The sequence below is a fragment of the Vibrio algarum genome (genome assembly GCF_028204155.1).
GTDB lineage: Bacteria > Pseudomonadota > Gammaproteobacteria > Enterobacterales > Vibrionaceae > Vibrio > Vibrio algarum.
In genome coordinates, this window is record NZ_JAQLOI010000001.1 from 1,550,819 (window position 1) to 1,566,027 (window position 15,209).

The window sequence follows — 15,209 nt, forward strand, 5'->3', positions numbered from 1 at the left end:
CTTGAAGTGGATGAGAGCTTTGATATTGAACCAAGTGAAGTGGTTCGAGCTATGTTTTATGGGTTAGGCGCGGACGGTACGGTTGGTGCAAACAAAAATACCATAAAGATTATAGGCGATGACCCTGATTACTTTGCACAGGGCTATTTTGTGTATGATTCTAAAAAATCAGGCTCGCAAACGGAATCGCACCTTAGGTTCGGTCATCATGAGATAAATAGCCCTTACCTGATTCAGTCTGCAAATTTTATTGCATGCCATCAACAAACCTTTGTTGAAAAGACAGACATGTTGGCTAAAGCAGCGATGAATTCTACGTTCCTTCTGAATTCATCGATCGATAAAGACCAAGTATGGGATTCTTTACCTGCTTGCATGCAAAAGCAGTTAATTGATAACAAGATGAAGATGTATGTTATTGACGGCTATAAAGTAGCCCGTGAAACCGGTATGGGTAACCGAACTAACACCATTATGCAGACCTGTTTTTTTGCGCTGTCTGGTGTCCTAGAGAAAGAAGAAGCGATAAGGAAAATTAAAAAAGCCATCGAAAAAACCTATTCTAAAAAAGGCCCAGAATTGGTGACAAAGAACTTTTTAGCCGTGGATCAGGCCTTAGCCAACCTTCATCAGGTAACGATTCCTAAGCAGGTCAGTGCCAACGTGAAACCGATAAAATATGTTTCGGATAGAGCACCCGATTTTGTAAAAGAAGTGACAGCGCAAATGATGGCAGGTAAGGGGGATTTAATTCCTGTATCTCAATTACCGGTAGATGGCACTTATCCATCGGGCACTACCCAGTGGGAAAAACGTAATATCGCACAGCGTATACCTATCTGGGAGTCTGACGAGTGTATTCAGTGTGGTAATTGCAGTCTCGTTTGCCCACACGCGGCTATCCGAGCGAAATTTTATGATAAGTCGATACTAGAAGATGCTCCCACTGGATATAAATCGGCTCATATCTCAGCGAGAGGATTCCCTGAAATCCGATACACATTACAGGTATATGCAGAAGATTGTACCGGTTGTGGTTTATGTGTAGATGCTTGTCCAGCGATAGTAAGTGATAACTCCGATATAGATAAACCGCGTAAAGCGATCAATATGGAGCTAAAAGAGCCCTACCTTGAGCAAGAGATATCGAGTTTAACTTTCTTTGAACAGATAGACTACAACGATAGAGCTAGGATAGATTTCTCACATGTACGCGGCGTTCAATTCCTTCAGCCTTTGTTTGAGTTTTCAGGTGCTTGTTCTGGTTGTGGTGAAACACCGTATCTAAAATTAATGTCGCAGTTATTTGGTGATAGGTTAATGGTTGCTAATGCAACGGGTTGTTCGTCTATTTATGGTGGTAATCTGCCTACGACACCTTGGTCTGTAAATAGTGATGGTCGTGGGCCTTCATGGTCAAACTCTCTGTTTGAAGACAATGCGGAGTTTGGCTTTGGTTTTAGATTGGCAGCGGTTAAGCAACATGAGTTAGCCGAACAACTGTTATTAGAAAATCGTGAGCACCTAGACCCGTTATTGGTTGACCAACTGCTTAATGCAGAACAAATAACGGAGTCGGAAATTCAAGCGCAGATTAAGCGAGTGAATACTCTCAAACATCGACTTAGTCAGACGGATACAGAATCCGCTCGCAATTTGATTTCTGTTGCTGAGCAGTTAATTCGTCGTTCAATCTGGATAGTGGGTGGGGATGGTTGGGCCTACGATATTGACTCTGGCGGCTTGGACCATGTTTTGGCTAGTGGCGCAGATGTCAATGTATTGGTTATGGATACTGAGGTGTATTCAAATACGGGTGGACAGATGTCGAAATCTACACCATTAGGTGCGGTGGCGAAGTTTGCTGCTGCTGGTAAACAGGCAACTAAGAAAGATCTCGCCATGCAGGCAATTGCTTATAACAATGTGTACGTTGCTCGTATTGCGTTAGGTGGCGATCCACAACAAACACTATTAGCGATGCGGGAAGCGGAAATGTACCGTGGACCTTCTATTGTCATCGCTTATAGCCACTGTATTGCCCATGGTATTAATATGGAAGATGGTTTACGTCAGCAGCAACTTGCAGTGCAATCTGGGCATTGGCCACTGTTTCGTTACAACCCATCACTGAGAGAAGTGGGTATAAACCCATTCTCACTAGACTCACTGAGACCTAATATACCGCTTAAACAGTATAGAATGAATGAGGAGCGATACCGAAGTTTGCAAAGAAGTGATCCGGAAATGGCAGATAAAATCACCTCAGATGCTCAACGAGTGTCGGAAAGAAAGTGGCAGTTATATGAAGAACTAGCGACGCGAGCAACTGGTTCTATCGCTCCTCATGTTGAACTGACTGCCGGTAAGGAATAGGTTTTCTTATAATGTAAATAAAAATCAGGGCGTTGCGCCCTGACTGAGCGAGTTTATAAGGAACATGGGAGAAGTTCTACAGACAGCTCAAAACGTCCCTTTAGGCTTTACAATGGGCATCCGTGCCCATTGATGCCTGCTAAGTTACAGCCCTACTGTTAATTTCATAATATTACTTATTTGCAAATATGATTGATTCATTTATATGGTCAATTCAGTACCAAACTTGGTTGGTACAATTCAAACCAATACCTAAAACAATCCGATTTTGAGAGCAAAAATGTAGATTAGCTCTGGCAATATTGCTGCGTATACGGCAACCCAATATAGTGTGAAGAGTATGATGCTAGACTTTAATAGTGCGGATAAATTCGGATTCATATTGTGCTTACTCTGCTGAGTTTATATTTTGATATAGCAGCATGCGTGCCAATATTTAACTGGTTGATATAGAAAGACTAAACTTGCTTGCCAATCGAAGTCGCAGTCCATATGACAATCGCGGTGTCATATGGACACTTCTGTGTTGTCTATATGACTATATATGGTTGATTTTGCATTAGGAAAGATTCATTAACAAACTGTTTTATAAGGCTCGGAGGCAATTTTAGCCCTTTTCAATAATTGGCACACTATCTGCAATTAAACATCAATGATGTATAAAACAAATTTGCATAAATTTATTAAGGTTAACAATTGTTGAATATTACTGATAAAAGCAAAGAAGAAAAAATCACCCCGCTTCTTAGGCTCGGTTTTCGCCCATTTTTTCTTTTTGGTTCGCTGTATGCGATTATTTCTATTCTAGTTTGGGTGTATTCATTTCAACATGGCCAGCCTGAAGCGTTAAACGTTCCTGCTCTTTGGTGGCATGTACATGAGATGTTTTTCGGCTTTGCGATGGCTATTGTTGCTGGTTTTGTATTAACAGCTGTTCAAACATGGACTGGCGTTAATGGGACTAAAAGTTACCGGTTGGGATTTATTGTCTTGTTATGGGCACTTCCTAGGGTACTGTTTTGGACGCAATCGCCTCTTTGGTTGATTTCTATTGTTGAGGCACTTTTTTTAGCTTTCGTGGCGTATGAAATTGGATTTCGAGTGGTTAAATCTAAAGGGTGGAAAAACCTATTCTTCGTTCCTCTTTTTATTCTTGCTTTAATCGCTAACTTTGCTAGTTACGCAACAATCAAAGGTCTCCCTCCTTTCCCATCACTTGCTGTGTGGCAAGCAATGCTATGGTGGTTTATTTTGTTGTTGTCTGTAATGGGTGGACGAGTCATCCCGTTTTTTACTGCTCGAAAATTCAACTTTGAAAAAGCTCAGCCGTTGCTCTGGTTAGACATCGGTGCAAATCTTCCTTTAGTTATGCTGTTTGTATTGAGTTTTTTCCCGCTCACTAGTCAACAGCTTTCACCAGCATTTCTATTGGTGGGGGCTCTGTTCCAGTTCATTCGTTTTGCAAGATGGAAGCCATGGTTGACGTTAAGCGAGCCGCTTGTTTGGTCTTTGCATACGGCTTATCTCTGTATACCGCTTGGCCTGCTGGTTAGTGGATTTAGTGAAGGGTTCTTTAAACATTCTATGATCCATTTATTTGCAGTAGGTGCGTTGGGTGGGTTGATTCTTGCGATGATTTCTCGGGTAACGATGGGGCATACAGGACGCGCAATCTACGAAGGACCAAGGATGTGGCCAGCGTTTATGGCGCTGTTTATTGCTGCGTTGATAAGAAGTTTTGCGGTTGCCGTCTTCCCTGAATATATGTTTTCGTTAATTAATAGTGCCGCTGTGTTATGGGCGTTAGCGTTTGGACTATTTTTATACTATTTTGCTAACATGTTGATGACCGCGAGAGTAGACGGTCATCCAGGTTAAATAGTATCGGCTTTTATTTAAGATATCTGCATTATATTTAATGCAGGCGTCTTAGGTGATCACTTCTTGGTCTAATAATTAAAGTTTATTTTCCCTTGTTGTTATTTTAATGGGGTTTCGTACTGTTACTTTTTAACGAATATGAATGATGAAAAATAGGTTTATAGAGTGTTATTCATTCGAACCGACATTCATTAACATGAGTCCTTCAGATGCGATGGTGCCAGTGCTGATGGACAGCCCTGCGAGAAGTAACACTACTGCGTATTTGCTTGCAATTATAGCTAGGCCTAATGTGTTTATCATATTATTCATATATACCTCGATTACTTTGGTTAATTACTTTTGTCTTATTTTAGATGAGTTGTATTTATTATTTTGAGACATTAGGCCGTTATAGGGATTGGGTATTTTCTTATTGTCAAAACAAATGGTATTGATCATTTTTTACAACTGGTTACAAATAATATTATATATTAATTGATTGCCATTAATGTTGTTACAGCATGAATATAGCAGTTCTTTATATATTTCCGCTTGTGAATTTTGAATAAAACTAGTGAATTCAATAGCTTTATGCGATTCTTGTTGAAATCTTCTTTTCAAGGGTTCAATTTTGTTAGTTAAACATAAGTACACTCTACTTGGGGTTGTGGCCATTTTACTGTGGGGCTGTTTGGTTGGACTCACTCGCAGCGTTGCCGAGCAGTTTGGTGCAGTTGGCGGTGCAGCGTTAATTTATACAGTCGCGTCAGTATTGCTCTATTTCACCTTTGGTGTGCCAAAGCTGAAAGGACTAGGCTGGAAGTACATTATTATTGGTGGAGGCTTATTTGCAGCTTATGAGGTGTTTTTTTCGTTGGCGTTGGGATTAGCAAATGATAGACACCAAACAATTGAGATGGCATTAATCAATTATCTTTGGCCTTCGTTAACAGTGTTGTTAGCGGTGTTTGTTACGAGTAAAAAGGTGAGTCGTTTAATCTATCCTTGCATCTTAGTATCATTTTTTGGTGTTGTTTGGAGTTTGCTAGGAGATGAGGGTATATCACTATCCAAATTACTTAGTAATATCAGTACCAACCCAATAGCGTACTTTCTCGCTTTTTCTGGTGCATTTATTTGGGCAATCTACTGTGTGGTAACGAAACGCTTATCAAACGGAAAAAATGCTATCACGCTTTTTTTGTTTTTACTGCCATCGCACTTTGGCTACATTATTTCTCGTCGGACCAACCAGCCGTCGTATTTACCTTTGAATCTTCGATTAGTCTACTCATAACGGCAGCTGTCATGGGGAGTGGTTACGCGCTCTGGAACATTGCTATTATAGGTGGGAATATGCTGTTTTTGGCGACGCTCTCGTATTTTACTCCTATCTTATCAACGCTGTTTTCAGTGTTGATATTAGGAATTTCTATCTCTGCGACTTTCTGGCAAGGTGTTCTTCTAGTGACATTGGGTTCTATTTTATGTTGGTGGGTAACGAGAGACTAACTTCAATCACATTCAATGTTCGCTCAAAGTGATTGGGCAGAAATTCTTTATAATGTGTAGTGGCTTAAAAACATTGCGGCGGTTTCGTCAGCGATATTTTCTAGTTTTTCATGCTCTATTATATGACCAATGTTTAGCAATAATGGCCAGAAACAATGTCCTTTAATCATGTTATGAAGCTGGCCATTAGCAAACTCAAAGTCCATTGGTTTTAGTTTATTGTCTTCTACGGCGGCCTCTAACCATTGAAACAGGGTGGTTTCTCTTGCTGAAAACTTACCCATCTCTTTTTGTAGCGCTTCAGGGTTGTAAAAAAATGGCCAAATGCGACTCGTGATAGTTCTAGGTTTTCTTTGGATGAAAACATCTTAGCTTCTGCAAGTAGAATAGAACTAAGTTGGTCATGCAATGGTGTGTTGGGTATATATTTGAAATCAGGTTGAATCGTTGATTTTCGCCACATCTCAGACATGATGTGCATTACCAAGGCTTCTTTGGTTTCAAAGTGGTTATATACCGTTCTCTTAGACACTTGGGCCAATTCTGAGATTTTGTCCATACTGGTGCTCTTGACACCATCTTTTATAAAGGCTTTTTTTGCCGCATTAATAATCGCTTCGCGCTTTAATTCACTTCTGGTTTTTTTATTTCAAGCATTAGTTAATCGACTCTCATTGGCCCTGAAATAGATTTTACACTGAGTAGTTTACTTTTCAATATTTAAATGTACACTATACAGTGTAGTTTATAGAGTAGAGTACTCGAATGAGAAAGTTAACAATTTTTAGTTTAGGAGCTTTGTTTATGGCAGCTGTAGTGATTGGTGCATGTTCAACCGACTCTGGTGCGAAGAAAGATAAAGGGAAGTTCGTAAACACAGAAGTCAAATACAACCCTTCTATGGGGAACCTTTGGGACATCATAGCCGAGAAATTTAATTCCAAGCGCTCGGCAGCAGAGCCGGCAGGAGAAGTTCCTCTAAAATCAATGTCGAAATCTGGTTTAGAAAGTAGCGATGAAGATGCTATCTACCGACTAGGCCACTCAACAATATTAATGAGGTTAAATGGCGAATACGTGATGACGGATCCGGTATTTAGCGAGAGAGCATCTCCTGTCCAATGGGCAGGTCCAAAACGTTTTCATCCAACACCAATATCGATAGAAGAATTGCCAGAAATTAAGATAGTCATTATTAGTCATGATCATTATGACCATTTAGATAAGTCAGCGATTAAGAAGTTGGCGAGCAAAGTACAACATTTTGTTACGCCCTTAAAAGTGGGTGATTACCTGATAGATTGGGGTGTTGAATCATCGAAAGTGACACAGTTAGATTGGTGGGATGAGGTAGAACTAAATGGTATCAAACTTGTAGCGACACCAGCCCAGCATTTTTCTGGTCGTAGTCTGTTCGACCGAGATCAAACACTTTGGGCGAGTTGGGTGATCCAAAGCGACAAACGAAATCTGTATTTTAGTGGAGACGGAGGCTATTTTAATGGCTTTAAAGAGATTGGAGATAAATACGGTCCATTTGATGTCACTATGATAGAAACTGGCGCTTATAATGATTTGTGGGCGGATATTCATATGTTACCGGAACACAGCATGCAGGCGCATTTGGACCTCAAAGGGAAAGCCATGCTACCAATACACAATGGTACTTTTGATCTATCAATGCATGATTGGTTTGAACCGTTCGAAAAAATTACGGAATTGGCTAAGAATAATAACGTGAACTTGTTAACGCCAGTGTTTGGAGAAGAAGTCAATCTAGCGGATCCAATTAGCCATTATGCATGGTGGCATGAAGCGCAAGAAACAGAAGAATCTAAGTTAGCATTACAACAGTAACAGTGTAAAAGCGGGATAACGATTTACTTGGCAGGGGTTTGCTGTCGATGTAAAGTAGCTCTCCCCGCCAAATGACCTTTTCGAATAAGTGTGTCTATTCGATCGAAAGTACATAGATAACGGTTGTTATCGATAAAGAGACAGCAAATACCGCTATTGCTCGTCGGTTTGAAGCAAGAGAAACCTTGGTCGAGATATGCTCTTGAACGCCAGTAAACATTGCTTTTACCAATGGTTTTCTTTGCAATTTATAGATGATTATTGCTAGTAGGTGCAGGCTAACGAGGATAAATAATCCGTCGATTAGATTTTCGTGGATAAATACGCAGACATCAAAGATTTGGTCGTTGAGCCAATATTCTGAACCGGGTAGAGGGTCTAACATCCCAGACAGAGCTAGGCCAGATAAACATTGAATCGACAACGCTGTAACTAATGTGACCACCATATACCCACCAGCAGGATTATGTCCGGGGGATTCTTTGTACTCGCCTTTAAAGTAAAGCAATACGGTTTTTGGAGAATGGACGAACTGAGAGAATCGACTTGTCTCACTTCCGATAAATCCCCATAAAAGACGCCAAGTTAAAAGTGTAAAAAGTGTTAATCCTAAGTATACATGTGGGCCTTGCTCTGTTAGCCCACTGAAAGCTAAACCAGCGAATAACAATGCCTGAATCCAATGGTATAAGCGTGTCGGAAAATCCCAAACTTTCATAATTCTTCCTTTAAGTCATCTACTTCGGAAATTATACAATTCGATTAACTTTATCATAAACTTATACAACATATATTTACATAACCATAATATTTGTGTAACTATGTTTGAATATTAAACAGCTCTAATATGAGTGACACGGAGGAAGTAATATGAAAAAGCATTTGATAAGCCTATTTATGCTCATTTCAGTCTCAGCTAGTGCGGCAACGTTTGAAGCAGAAATTGAGGCTCGGCAGGACGCCTATTCAGGTATTAAGGATAATGTAGAAGTGGTTGGCGACATGCTAAAAAGCGGCGAATTCGATTACGCTAAGTTTGAGATGCTAGGAGAGAAATTGACGAAGCATTCATCAAGCCTAAAATCACTGTTTCCTGAAGGAAGCCAAGAAGGCAGCAATGCTAAAAAAGCGGTTTGGAAAAGCTTTGATCAGTTCTCAATGGGCTTAGACAAGCTAGATCAAGGTTTTCAAGATTTTTATGCGGCTGCAAAAGCACAAGATCAAGCCGCACTCGTTGCTGGATTTAAAGATGCGACAGGTACCTGTAAAGGTTGTCACCGTAAATTCCGTAATAAGAAATAGCGCTTTGACAAAGGGTTTAGTGGCCAATCATCCAGTAGATGATACTTGTTGAGCGTGCAGGTAAACTTGCTTAAGTTGTGAGATAAGTGGTTCAATTTTAGAATTATGCACATTACCGTAGCCGAGAACTAAAGCATTCCAACCACGCGTAGTTGTCTGCTTTTCGTAATAAGAAAGGGGTCTAATGGTGATCCCTTTTTTATTTGCTGCTTCTACCATTTCTTTTTCTGTAGGCATACCTTTCCAGCGGACCGTAGTATGTAAACCAGCGTCTTGACTAATGATCTGCCATTCATCACCAAAATGCAGTTTGATTGCATCTTTTAAGGAAGACGATTTCTGTTGGTAAATTTTCCTCATCCTTCTTAGGTGACGCAAAAAGTGACCCTCCGAGATAAAGTCGGCTAATGCGGCTTGGCTATGTATTGCGGTGGTGCCCGTCATAGCGTCTTTGATTTTTAAGCAACTGGAAACCAAGCTTTCAGGAACAACCATATAACCAATTCTCAAGCCATTGAACATGGTTTTACTCAATGAACCAACGTAGATGCAGCGATCTGAAAAGTTGGACTGTGAACTAAGCCCTTGAAGTGACGTATAAGGTCTATGAGCAAATTGAAACTCACTGTCGTAATCGTCTTCGATAATCCACACTCGATTGCTTTCTGCCCAATTTAATATTTCTAATCTCTGTTCTGAATTAAGGCTAGTTCCCATTGGATACTGGTTACTCGGTGTCACGTAAATTGCCGCTGCTTTTTCTTTATAAGAGAGGGGATATTAAGTCCAAGATATGGTGCTACAGACACCTTTTCTGATTGAATACCATAGAGTTCGAGCACCTTTTCCATTTGTGAATAGCCAGGTTCTTCCATTAGCAGTTTTTGGCTTGGGCATACAACTGCTAAGGCTGCAATAGAGAGTGCCTGCTGTGCGCCAGACGTGATAATTATTCGGTTTGCATCGCAAGAAACAGAACGACTAGATTGTAAATAATAGCTGAGAGCCTCTCTTAATGGATAGTAACCTTGAATATCATTTAATCCCGACAGTACCTGTCGATGGGTATGTCGTTGAAGAAGTCGTTGCCATTTAGTATATGGAAATTCAGCCAAATCGGGTACACCAGGAGAAAAAGGTCGATTTAAGTCTTGTGGATTATTCGCACTAACGAAGGAAAGGGGTGAACCACCGTTGTCAGAATGCTTTAAATCCGTTTTTAAAAATTGCTCAGGGATAGATACCGCGACAAAAAAACCTGACCCTTTACGACTTTGTAAATATCCTTCTGCAACAAGCTGTTCGTAAGCACCGGTTATAGTATTACGACTTAAGTTAAGTTCTTCAGCCATCTTGCGGGTCGAAGGCAATTTCTGTTCTTTAATCCAGTTGCCGTTAATTATCTTTTGTTGTATTGCATCAAAAAGAGCTTGTTGTAGAGAGGTTGATTTTTTAAGTAATAATAGGTCTCCTACATCGATTATGCTCATAACTGGATCTTTACTTTATTTAAAATTGGATCTAAATAAGATACCACTTTGGCTTTATATTGCAAAAAATAGAAATGTAAATGAAGCCATAGGAGCAGATAATGCTTTCAAAAACAGAACGTACAATAGTAAAAAAAGGTGCGCATAAAGCGTGTCACGATGAAAATAAATTGCATCAAATCATCGACGAAAGCTTGCTGGCCCATGTTGGGATCATAGAATTAGGCGTGCCTATTGTTATTCCAATGCTGGCTTGGAGAGTTGACGATCATATCTATATCCATGGTGCAAATAATAGCCGAATGCTAAGAGCGTTAAAAAAGGGTGTCGAGACCAGTTTAACGTTTACGCTGTTTGACGGGTGGGTTCTGGCGCGTTCGGCGATGCATCACAGCGCCCACTATCGAAGTGCGATGGTGTTTGGTCGATTTGAGCAAATTAACGAGAATGAAGAAAAAGACCGCATACTTAACCATTTTATCGAGCAGATTGCACCGAACCGTACCAATGATGTTCGTTTAGGGAATCAAAAAGAGTTGTCAGCTACATTATTGCTAAAAATGCCGTTAACAGAAGCATCGGTAAAAATTGGCAATAACGGAGTAAATGATGATGAAGCTGATTTGGATAGAGCGGTATGGGCTGGAGTGATGCCGTACAAAACAGTAATCGGTCCATTAGAACCGGTTCCAGAAATAGGTGAACATATTGATACTCCCGACTATTCTTCGGCATATGGTGATCGTTGGTGCGATAAAAGTAGTAATTGAATGGCCAAGAAGTGTTGCTATCTAGGTTTAATACGATACATTTAACCACAATAATTTGTATTGGGCCGAAGCATACTGGCTGGAAATAGATCAACTTCAAGGATGATAATGAGCACAATTCTCGACTGTATACGTACTGTAGGTAGAGGCGAAAGGGGACGTAAACCTCTTAGTTTTGAGCAAGCTTACCAAGTGATGAACGAATATCTCGACGGTGAAATCGGTGACGATCAGATGGCCATGTTGATGATGCTTATTCGTGTTCAAAATGAAACGCATGATGAAATTGCCGGTTTTGTAAAGGCCTTCCAATCTAGGATGCCAAAGATAGGAGCGGATATAGATTGGCCTTGTTATGCAGGTAAAAGAGCCAGCGCAGGTAAGCCATGGCACATTATTGCGGCTAAAATATTGGCGGATAATGGTTATAGAGTTTTATTGCACGGACACTTAGAAGCGACTTCTGTTCGTGAGCACGTACGCAGCTATCTAGATGAACTTGAGATCCCGCTTGCTCGTGATAGTGAGCAAGCTCATGACATGCTTGAGCAGAATAATATTGCGTATTTACCCCTTGCTCATTTTTCTTCTCAAGCGGTAGTGATGCTGGATTGGAAAAATCGTTACGGCTTGAGAACACCAATAAATACTGTCGTGAGAGCGCTTAACCCTGGCAACGCTAAATATGGTCTTAGAGGCAGTTTTCATCCTGGTTTTCAACAGCTACATGCAGAAGTTGAACAATCGGTTGGTTTAAGTAAACACGCGGTTATTTCCTTCAAAGGTCAGTCTGGGGAATCAGAATACAACCCAAAAGTAAGTCAAACGGTTTGGAGAAGTGATAGTAGCGGTGTGACTTCTCACTACTGGCCGGAAACTATGTTGTCGGATATTCCTGAGGTAAATGTTTCGCTGCTCGGCACACCTAAATCTGATAATAATATGATGGCAAATACTGTAGTCGCGACGTTGTGTGCAGTATTATTTACCAAGCTAAACGATAGAGATAAAGCCTACGAACTTGCCTACAAAATGTGGCTTGATTGGCTAGTAAACAACCCAATTTGCAATGATCTTACTTAGCTTTAATTCATGATTTTAATCATCTAATTCCATTTTACTTGTTTTTATTGTTAATCGCACAGGAAAGTCTTGACCGGTCTGCGGGATTACCTCCATGTTAAACTTATGATGTTATATGTACTTACTTTAATGTAGGACTATTCCGCAACACACTTTAGTGCATATTTTGAATGATATTATTTTTTCCATAGAAAGTACTTACACACATTGTGAAAAAATTAATATTAAGAATTCATTATCATGTTGAAAACTATAAATGAACGGATTGAATCGCAAGATGACACGGTAGTCGGTCCATACGTTATCTTATTAGAAAGTGACGTACTACTATTGTTAGCGTCATTACCCTTGATGGTTTTATTCATCTATGGAATATACGTCCACATAAACAAAGCCCGTTTTGTTACACAAGGTGACAAATCCTTAAAAGAGGTAAAACAAGAGGCTTTAACGTTGCCAGAAAAGACGATAAGTATGCTGGGGAAGATGATTGAGTGTCGTTCTGGAGAAACGGGAGGCCATGTAAAACGAGTCGCTAATATGTCTTTTTATGTAGCTAAACTATATGGTTTAACCGATTCTGAATGTGAATTATTAAAGGTCATTAGCCCAATGCATGATATCGGGAAAATAGCAGTTAGTGATTCTATTTTAAACAAACCCAGTAAGCTTGATGAAGCAGAGTTCGAGATAATGAAACGTCATACCATTGATGGCTATAAACTTCTCTCATCAAGCAATAGCCACTTTATGAAAATGGCGGCTATTGTTGCCCACGAACATCATGAAAAATGGGATGGAACAGGGTACCCCAATGGAAAGGCAGCTCTGGAAATACACATATATGGTCGCATTACAGCAATCGTTGATGTTATTGACGCATTGTTGAGTCAACGTCCTTATAAGGAACCTTGGTCAGAATCTAGTGTTAAAACGCTATTAAAGGATCAATCTGGAAAACATTTTGAGCCTCAATTAGTTGACCTTGTAATAAACAATTTTTCTACGGTGATTAGTGTAAGAAATGCCACTATTGAAGAAAACCAGATTGCCATTTTAAATGGTAATTTGTCAGCAGCCTGACCTTTTTAAAACCGATGACATTGTTCATGTTGATAAGAACATAAAGATGCATTTGATGATAAACCCCTTAATTTTTATTTAAATTGTTAGTTTCTAACGTTAAATCAATTATGCTAGCAGGGTAAGTGTTACGGGAAGTCGAACTATCGGTAAAGGTTAAGGATGCATAAAAAAATCAAAGTATTATTGATGCTTGTTGTTGTGGCAATGTTCCCACAAGTTGCCATTAGTTCTGACGAAAGAGAGCCATCTCCTTGGAAGGCTGACATACCTACAGTACCTATTAAATTCGATTGGGTTCTTCTTAAAAAAGGAGAATTGTTCGCTGGCGATTTAATTGCTATGTATCAAGAAGAGATAGAATTCGATAGCGATGAAGTTGGGCTGGTTGATATCGATATGAAAGATATTAAAGAGCTCAGAACTAAGCAACAAATGCGCGTACGTTTCAAAGACGGCATTATCAGGGACGGTCAGCTGTGGCTTACAGAAAGCAGTTTAACCTTTATAGACATTCCTGATAAAGCGTATCCAAGAGAGATGATTCTTTCAATCTCGCCTTCAGAAAAAAGTGAACAAAGCTTATGGGACGGTGAAATTGGGGCTGGGTTTAAATTTAAAACCGGTAACACAGAAAGTTTGGACTATAGCTTTAGTGCTAAAGCGAGGTATCTTTCTGCACACGGGCGTTTTCTTTTCAGTTATCGTGGTGTTGTATCAGAAAGTGCAAAGACAGATTCTGGAAGTCGTGTGAAAACCGAAGATAACCACAGACTCAGTGGCTCCTACGATATCTACTACTCTGAAAAAACGTATTTTCGCTTACCAACTTATGAACTTTATATAGATGAATTTAAGAACATCGATAACCAAACAACGCTCGGTGCATCAGTGGGTTATGAGGTTTTTGATATGCCCGATGTGGAGCTAGATGTCTATTCTGGGTTAAGTGTGCTGCGCACCACTTATAGTAGTGTTGAAGTGGGCGAAGAAAAAAATAATTTTTCACCAGTGTTCGCTTTCGGGATGGATTATGTGCTCGATATCACCAAAGACTTAGAATACTTTTTAACTTATGACGGTAAAGTGGTTAACCGAGAGTCAGGGAGGTTTATACAACATTTAGAAACGGGTATTGAAATCGAGTTAATTGATGACATTGATCTAGAGATCGCCGCTATTGTAGACAATACCGCTAATCCCATTGCCAATGAAGATGGGGTTAAACCAGAAAGCACAGATGTATTAATGGTAATCGAAATCGAATATAACTTCTAAACTTAATGATGTTTCACAATGCCGTCCCAAAAAAGGGTAAAGGTAATTTGCTTAACTTCATCAATGTTAGGTTCTGGTTGAGTAACCAGATATCGAGCACTCGATAAAAATTGACTGTGGCACCACTCGGCAAGTAGTTCCTGTGAATACGGTTTGAATATTTCCTGCTGCATACCTGTTTCAATAAGTAGATACAGAAAACTTAGCAAGTTTCTTGATTTAGTGTTGCCAAGCAGACCTTGAATTTGTTGAAGCTGAGAAAATTCAAAAAATAATTGTAATTTTTGAGGGTGGTTGACGGCCCACTCTAGCCCCGCAAACCAGATTGTTTCTGCCCGAGTCTTTACATCTTCATCTGCGCTCGCAATAATGACATTGCTATCATGTAAAACGTAGTCAGAAAATTCTTGTTTTACAGTGGTGAGAAGTTCTTCTAACAATGCATTCTTGGTTGGGAAGTGATGGAATAGCGTGCCAGTAGCAACGCCAGCATGTTTTGCAATATTGGCTGTTGAGGCAGAATAAAACCCATGTTCAACAAAGAGCGACAACGCTGTATCGAGTATTTTTTGTCGCTTATCTAGTTTCATCTCTT

General features: G+C 39.9%; 13 protein-coding genes and 2 pseudogenes. 9 read left to right on the top strand and 6 right to left on the bottom strand.

Going from position 1 to position 15,209, the window contains the following annotated elements:
* The first annotated feature begins 6 nt into the window (after positions 1 to 6).
* Complete coding sequence (nifJ, locus tag PGX00_RS07515) at positions 7 to 2,376, top strand: pyruvate:ferredoxin (flavodoxin) oxidoreductase (protein WP_272134162.1); 2,370 nt, start codon at positions 7 to 9, stop codon at positions 2,374 to 2,376.
* Positions 2,377 to 3,072: 696 nt separating this feature from the next.
* Positions 3,073 to 4,254 carry an NnrS family protein gene (locus tag PGX00_RS07520; RefSeq protein WP_272134165.1) on the top strand — a complete coding sequence of 394 codons (1,182 nt, stop codon included), beginning with the start codon at positions 3,073 to 3,075 and terminating at the stop codon, positions 4,252 to 4,254.
* 171 nt (positions 4,255 to 4,425) lie between these two features.
* On the opposite strand, the gene PGX00_RS07525 is transcribed toward PGX00_RS07520, so the two are convergent.
* Complete coding sequence (locus PGX00_RS07525) at positions 4,426 to 4,569, bottom strand: hypothetical protein (RefSeq protein WP_272134167.1); 144 nt, start codon at positions 4,567 to 4,569, stop codon at positions 4,426 to 4,428.
* A gap of 301 nt (positions 4,570 to 4,870) precedes the next feature.
* Between PGX00_RS07525 and yddG the strand changes: the two are divergent.
* Positions 4,871 to 5,751, top strand: a pseudogene (gene yddG / locus PGX00_RS07530) (aromatic amino acid DMT transporter YddG).
* 47 nt (positions 5,752 to 5,798) lie between these two features.
* On the opposite strand, the gene PGX00_RS07535 reads toward yddG, so the two are convergent.
* Together PGX00_RS07535 and PGX00_RS07540 are read right to left on the bottom strand one after the other, a co-directional pair.
* Entirely contained in the window at positions 5,799 to 6,035 is a 237-nt protein-coding gene (locus PGX00_RS07535) for a TetR/AcrR family transcriptional regulator C-terminal domain-containing protein (RefSeq protein WP_272134169.1), read from the bottom strand.
* A complete protein-coding gene (locus PGX00_RS07540) occupies positions 5,990 to 6,310 on the bottom strand; it encodes a TetR/AcrR family transcriptional regulator (RefSeq protein ID WP_272134171.1) in 321 nt (106 codons plus the stop codon). The genes PGX00_RS07535 and PGX00_RS07540 overlap by 46 nt, the downstream gene beginning before the upstream one ends.
* 245 nt (positions 6,311 to 6,555) lie before the next feature.
* Here PGX00_RS07540 and PGX00_RS07545 point away from each other — a divergent pair, with 245 nt between their 5' ends.
* Complete coding sequence (locus PGX00_RS07545) at positions 6,556 to 7,608, top strand: MBL fold metallo-hydrolase (RefSeq protein WP_272134173.1); 1,053 nt, start codon at positions 6,556 to 6,558, stop codon at positions 7,606 to 7,608.
* Positions 7,609 to 7,702: 94 nt separating this feature from the next.
* On the opposite strand, the gene PGX00_RS07550 is transcribed toward PGX00_RS07545, so the two are convergent.
* Entirely contained in the window at positions 7,703 to 8,326 is a 624-nt protein-coding gene (locus tag PGX00_RS07550; RefSeq protein ID WP_272134175.1) for a cytochrome b/b6 domain-containing protein, read from the bottom strand.
* 152 nt (positions 8,327 to 8,478) lie between these two features.
* On the opposite strand from PGX00_RS07550, the gene PGX00_RS07555 reads away from it, so the two are divergent.
* Positions 8,479 to 8,910, top strand: coding sequence for a c-type cytochrome (locus PGX00_RS07555; RefSeq protein ID WP_272134177.1), 432 nt, complete (start codon positions 8,479 to 8,481; stop codon positions 8,908 to 8,910).
* Positions 8,911 to 8,937: 27 nt separating this feature from the next.
* Here the strand turns inward: PGX00_RS07555 and pdxR are convergent.
* A pseudogene (gene pdxR / locus PGX00_RS07560) lies at positions 8,938 to 10,400 on the bottom strand (MocR-like pyridoxine biosynthesis transcription factor PdxR).
* A gap of 101 nt (positions 10,401 to 10,501) precedes the next feature.
* On the opposite strand from pdxR, the gene PGX00_RS07565 reads away from it, so the two are divergent.
* From PGX00_RS07565 to PGX00_RS07580, 4 genes are all read left to right on the top strand, one after another.
* On the top strand, positions 10,502 to 11,170 hold the full coding sequence (locus tag PGX00_RS07565; RefSeq protein WP_272134179.1) for a pyridoxamine 5'-phosphate oxidase family protein: 669 nt from the start codon (positions 10,502 to 10,504) through the stop codon (positions 11,168 to 11,170).
* A gap of 102 nt (positions 11,171 to 11,272) precedes the next feature.
* Entirely contained in the window at positions 11,273 to 12,253 is a 981-nt protein-coding gene (locus PGX00_RS07570; protein ID WP_272134182.1) for a glycosyl transferase family protein, read from the top strand.
* Between the two features lie 240 nt (positions 12,254 to 12,493).
* The gene (locus tag PGX00_RS07575) at positions 12,494 to 13,336 is read left to right on the top strand and encodes an HD-GYP domain-containing protein (RefSeq protein WP_272134184.1); all 843 of its coding nucleotides are present in this window, start codon (positions 12,494 to 12,496) and stop codon (positions 13,334 to 13,336) included.
* Positions 13,337 to 13,498: 162 nt separating this feature from the next.
* Entirely contained in the window at positions 13,499 to 14,614 is a 1,116-nt protein-coding gene (locus PGX00_RS07580) for a DUF481 domain-containing protein (RefSeq protein WP_272134186.1), read from the top strand.
* A gap of 2 nt (positions 14,615 to 14,616) precedes the next feature.
* Here PGX00_RS07580 and PGX00_RS07585 read toward each other — a convergent pair whose 3' ends face one another.
* Positions 14,617 to 15,204, bottom strand: a complete 588-nt coding sequence (locus tag PGX00_RS07585; protein ID WP_272134188.1) for a TetR/AcrR family transcriptional regulator — start codon at positions 15,202 to 15,204, stop codon at positions 14,617 to 14,619.
* Between the last annotated feature and the right edge of the window lie 5 nt (positions 15,205 to 15,209).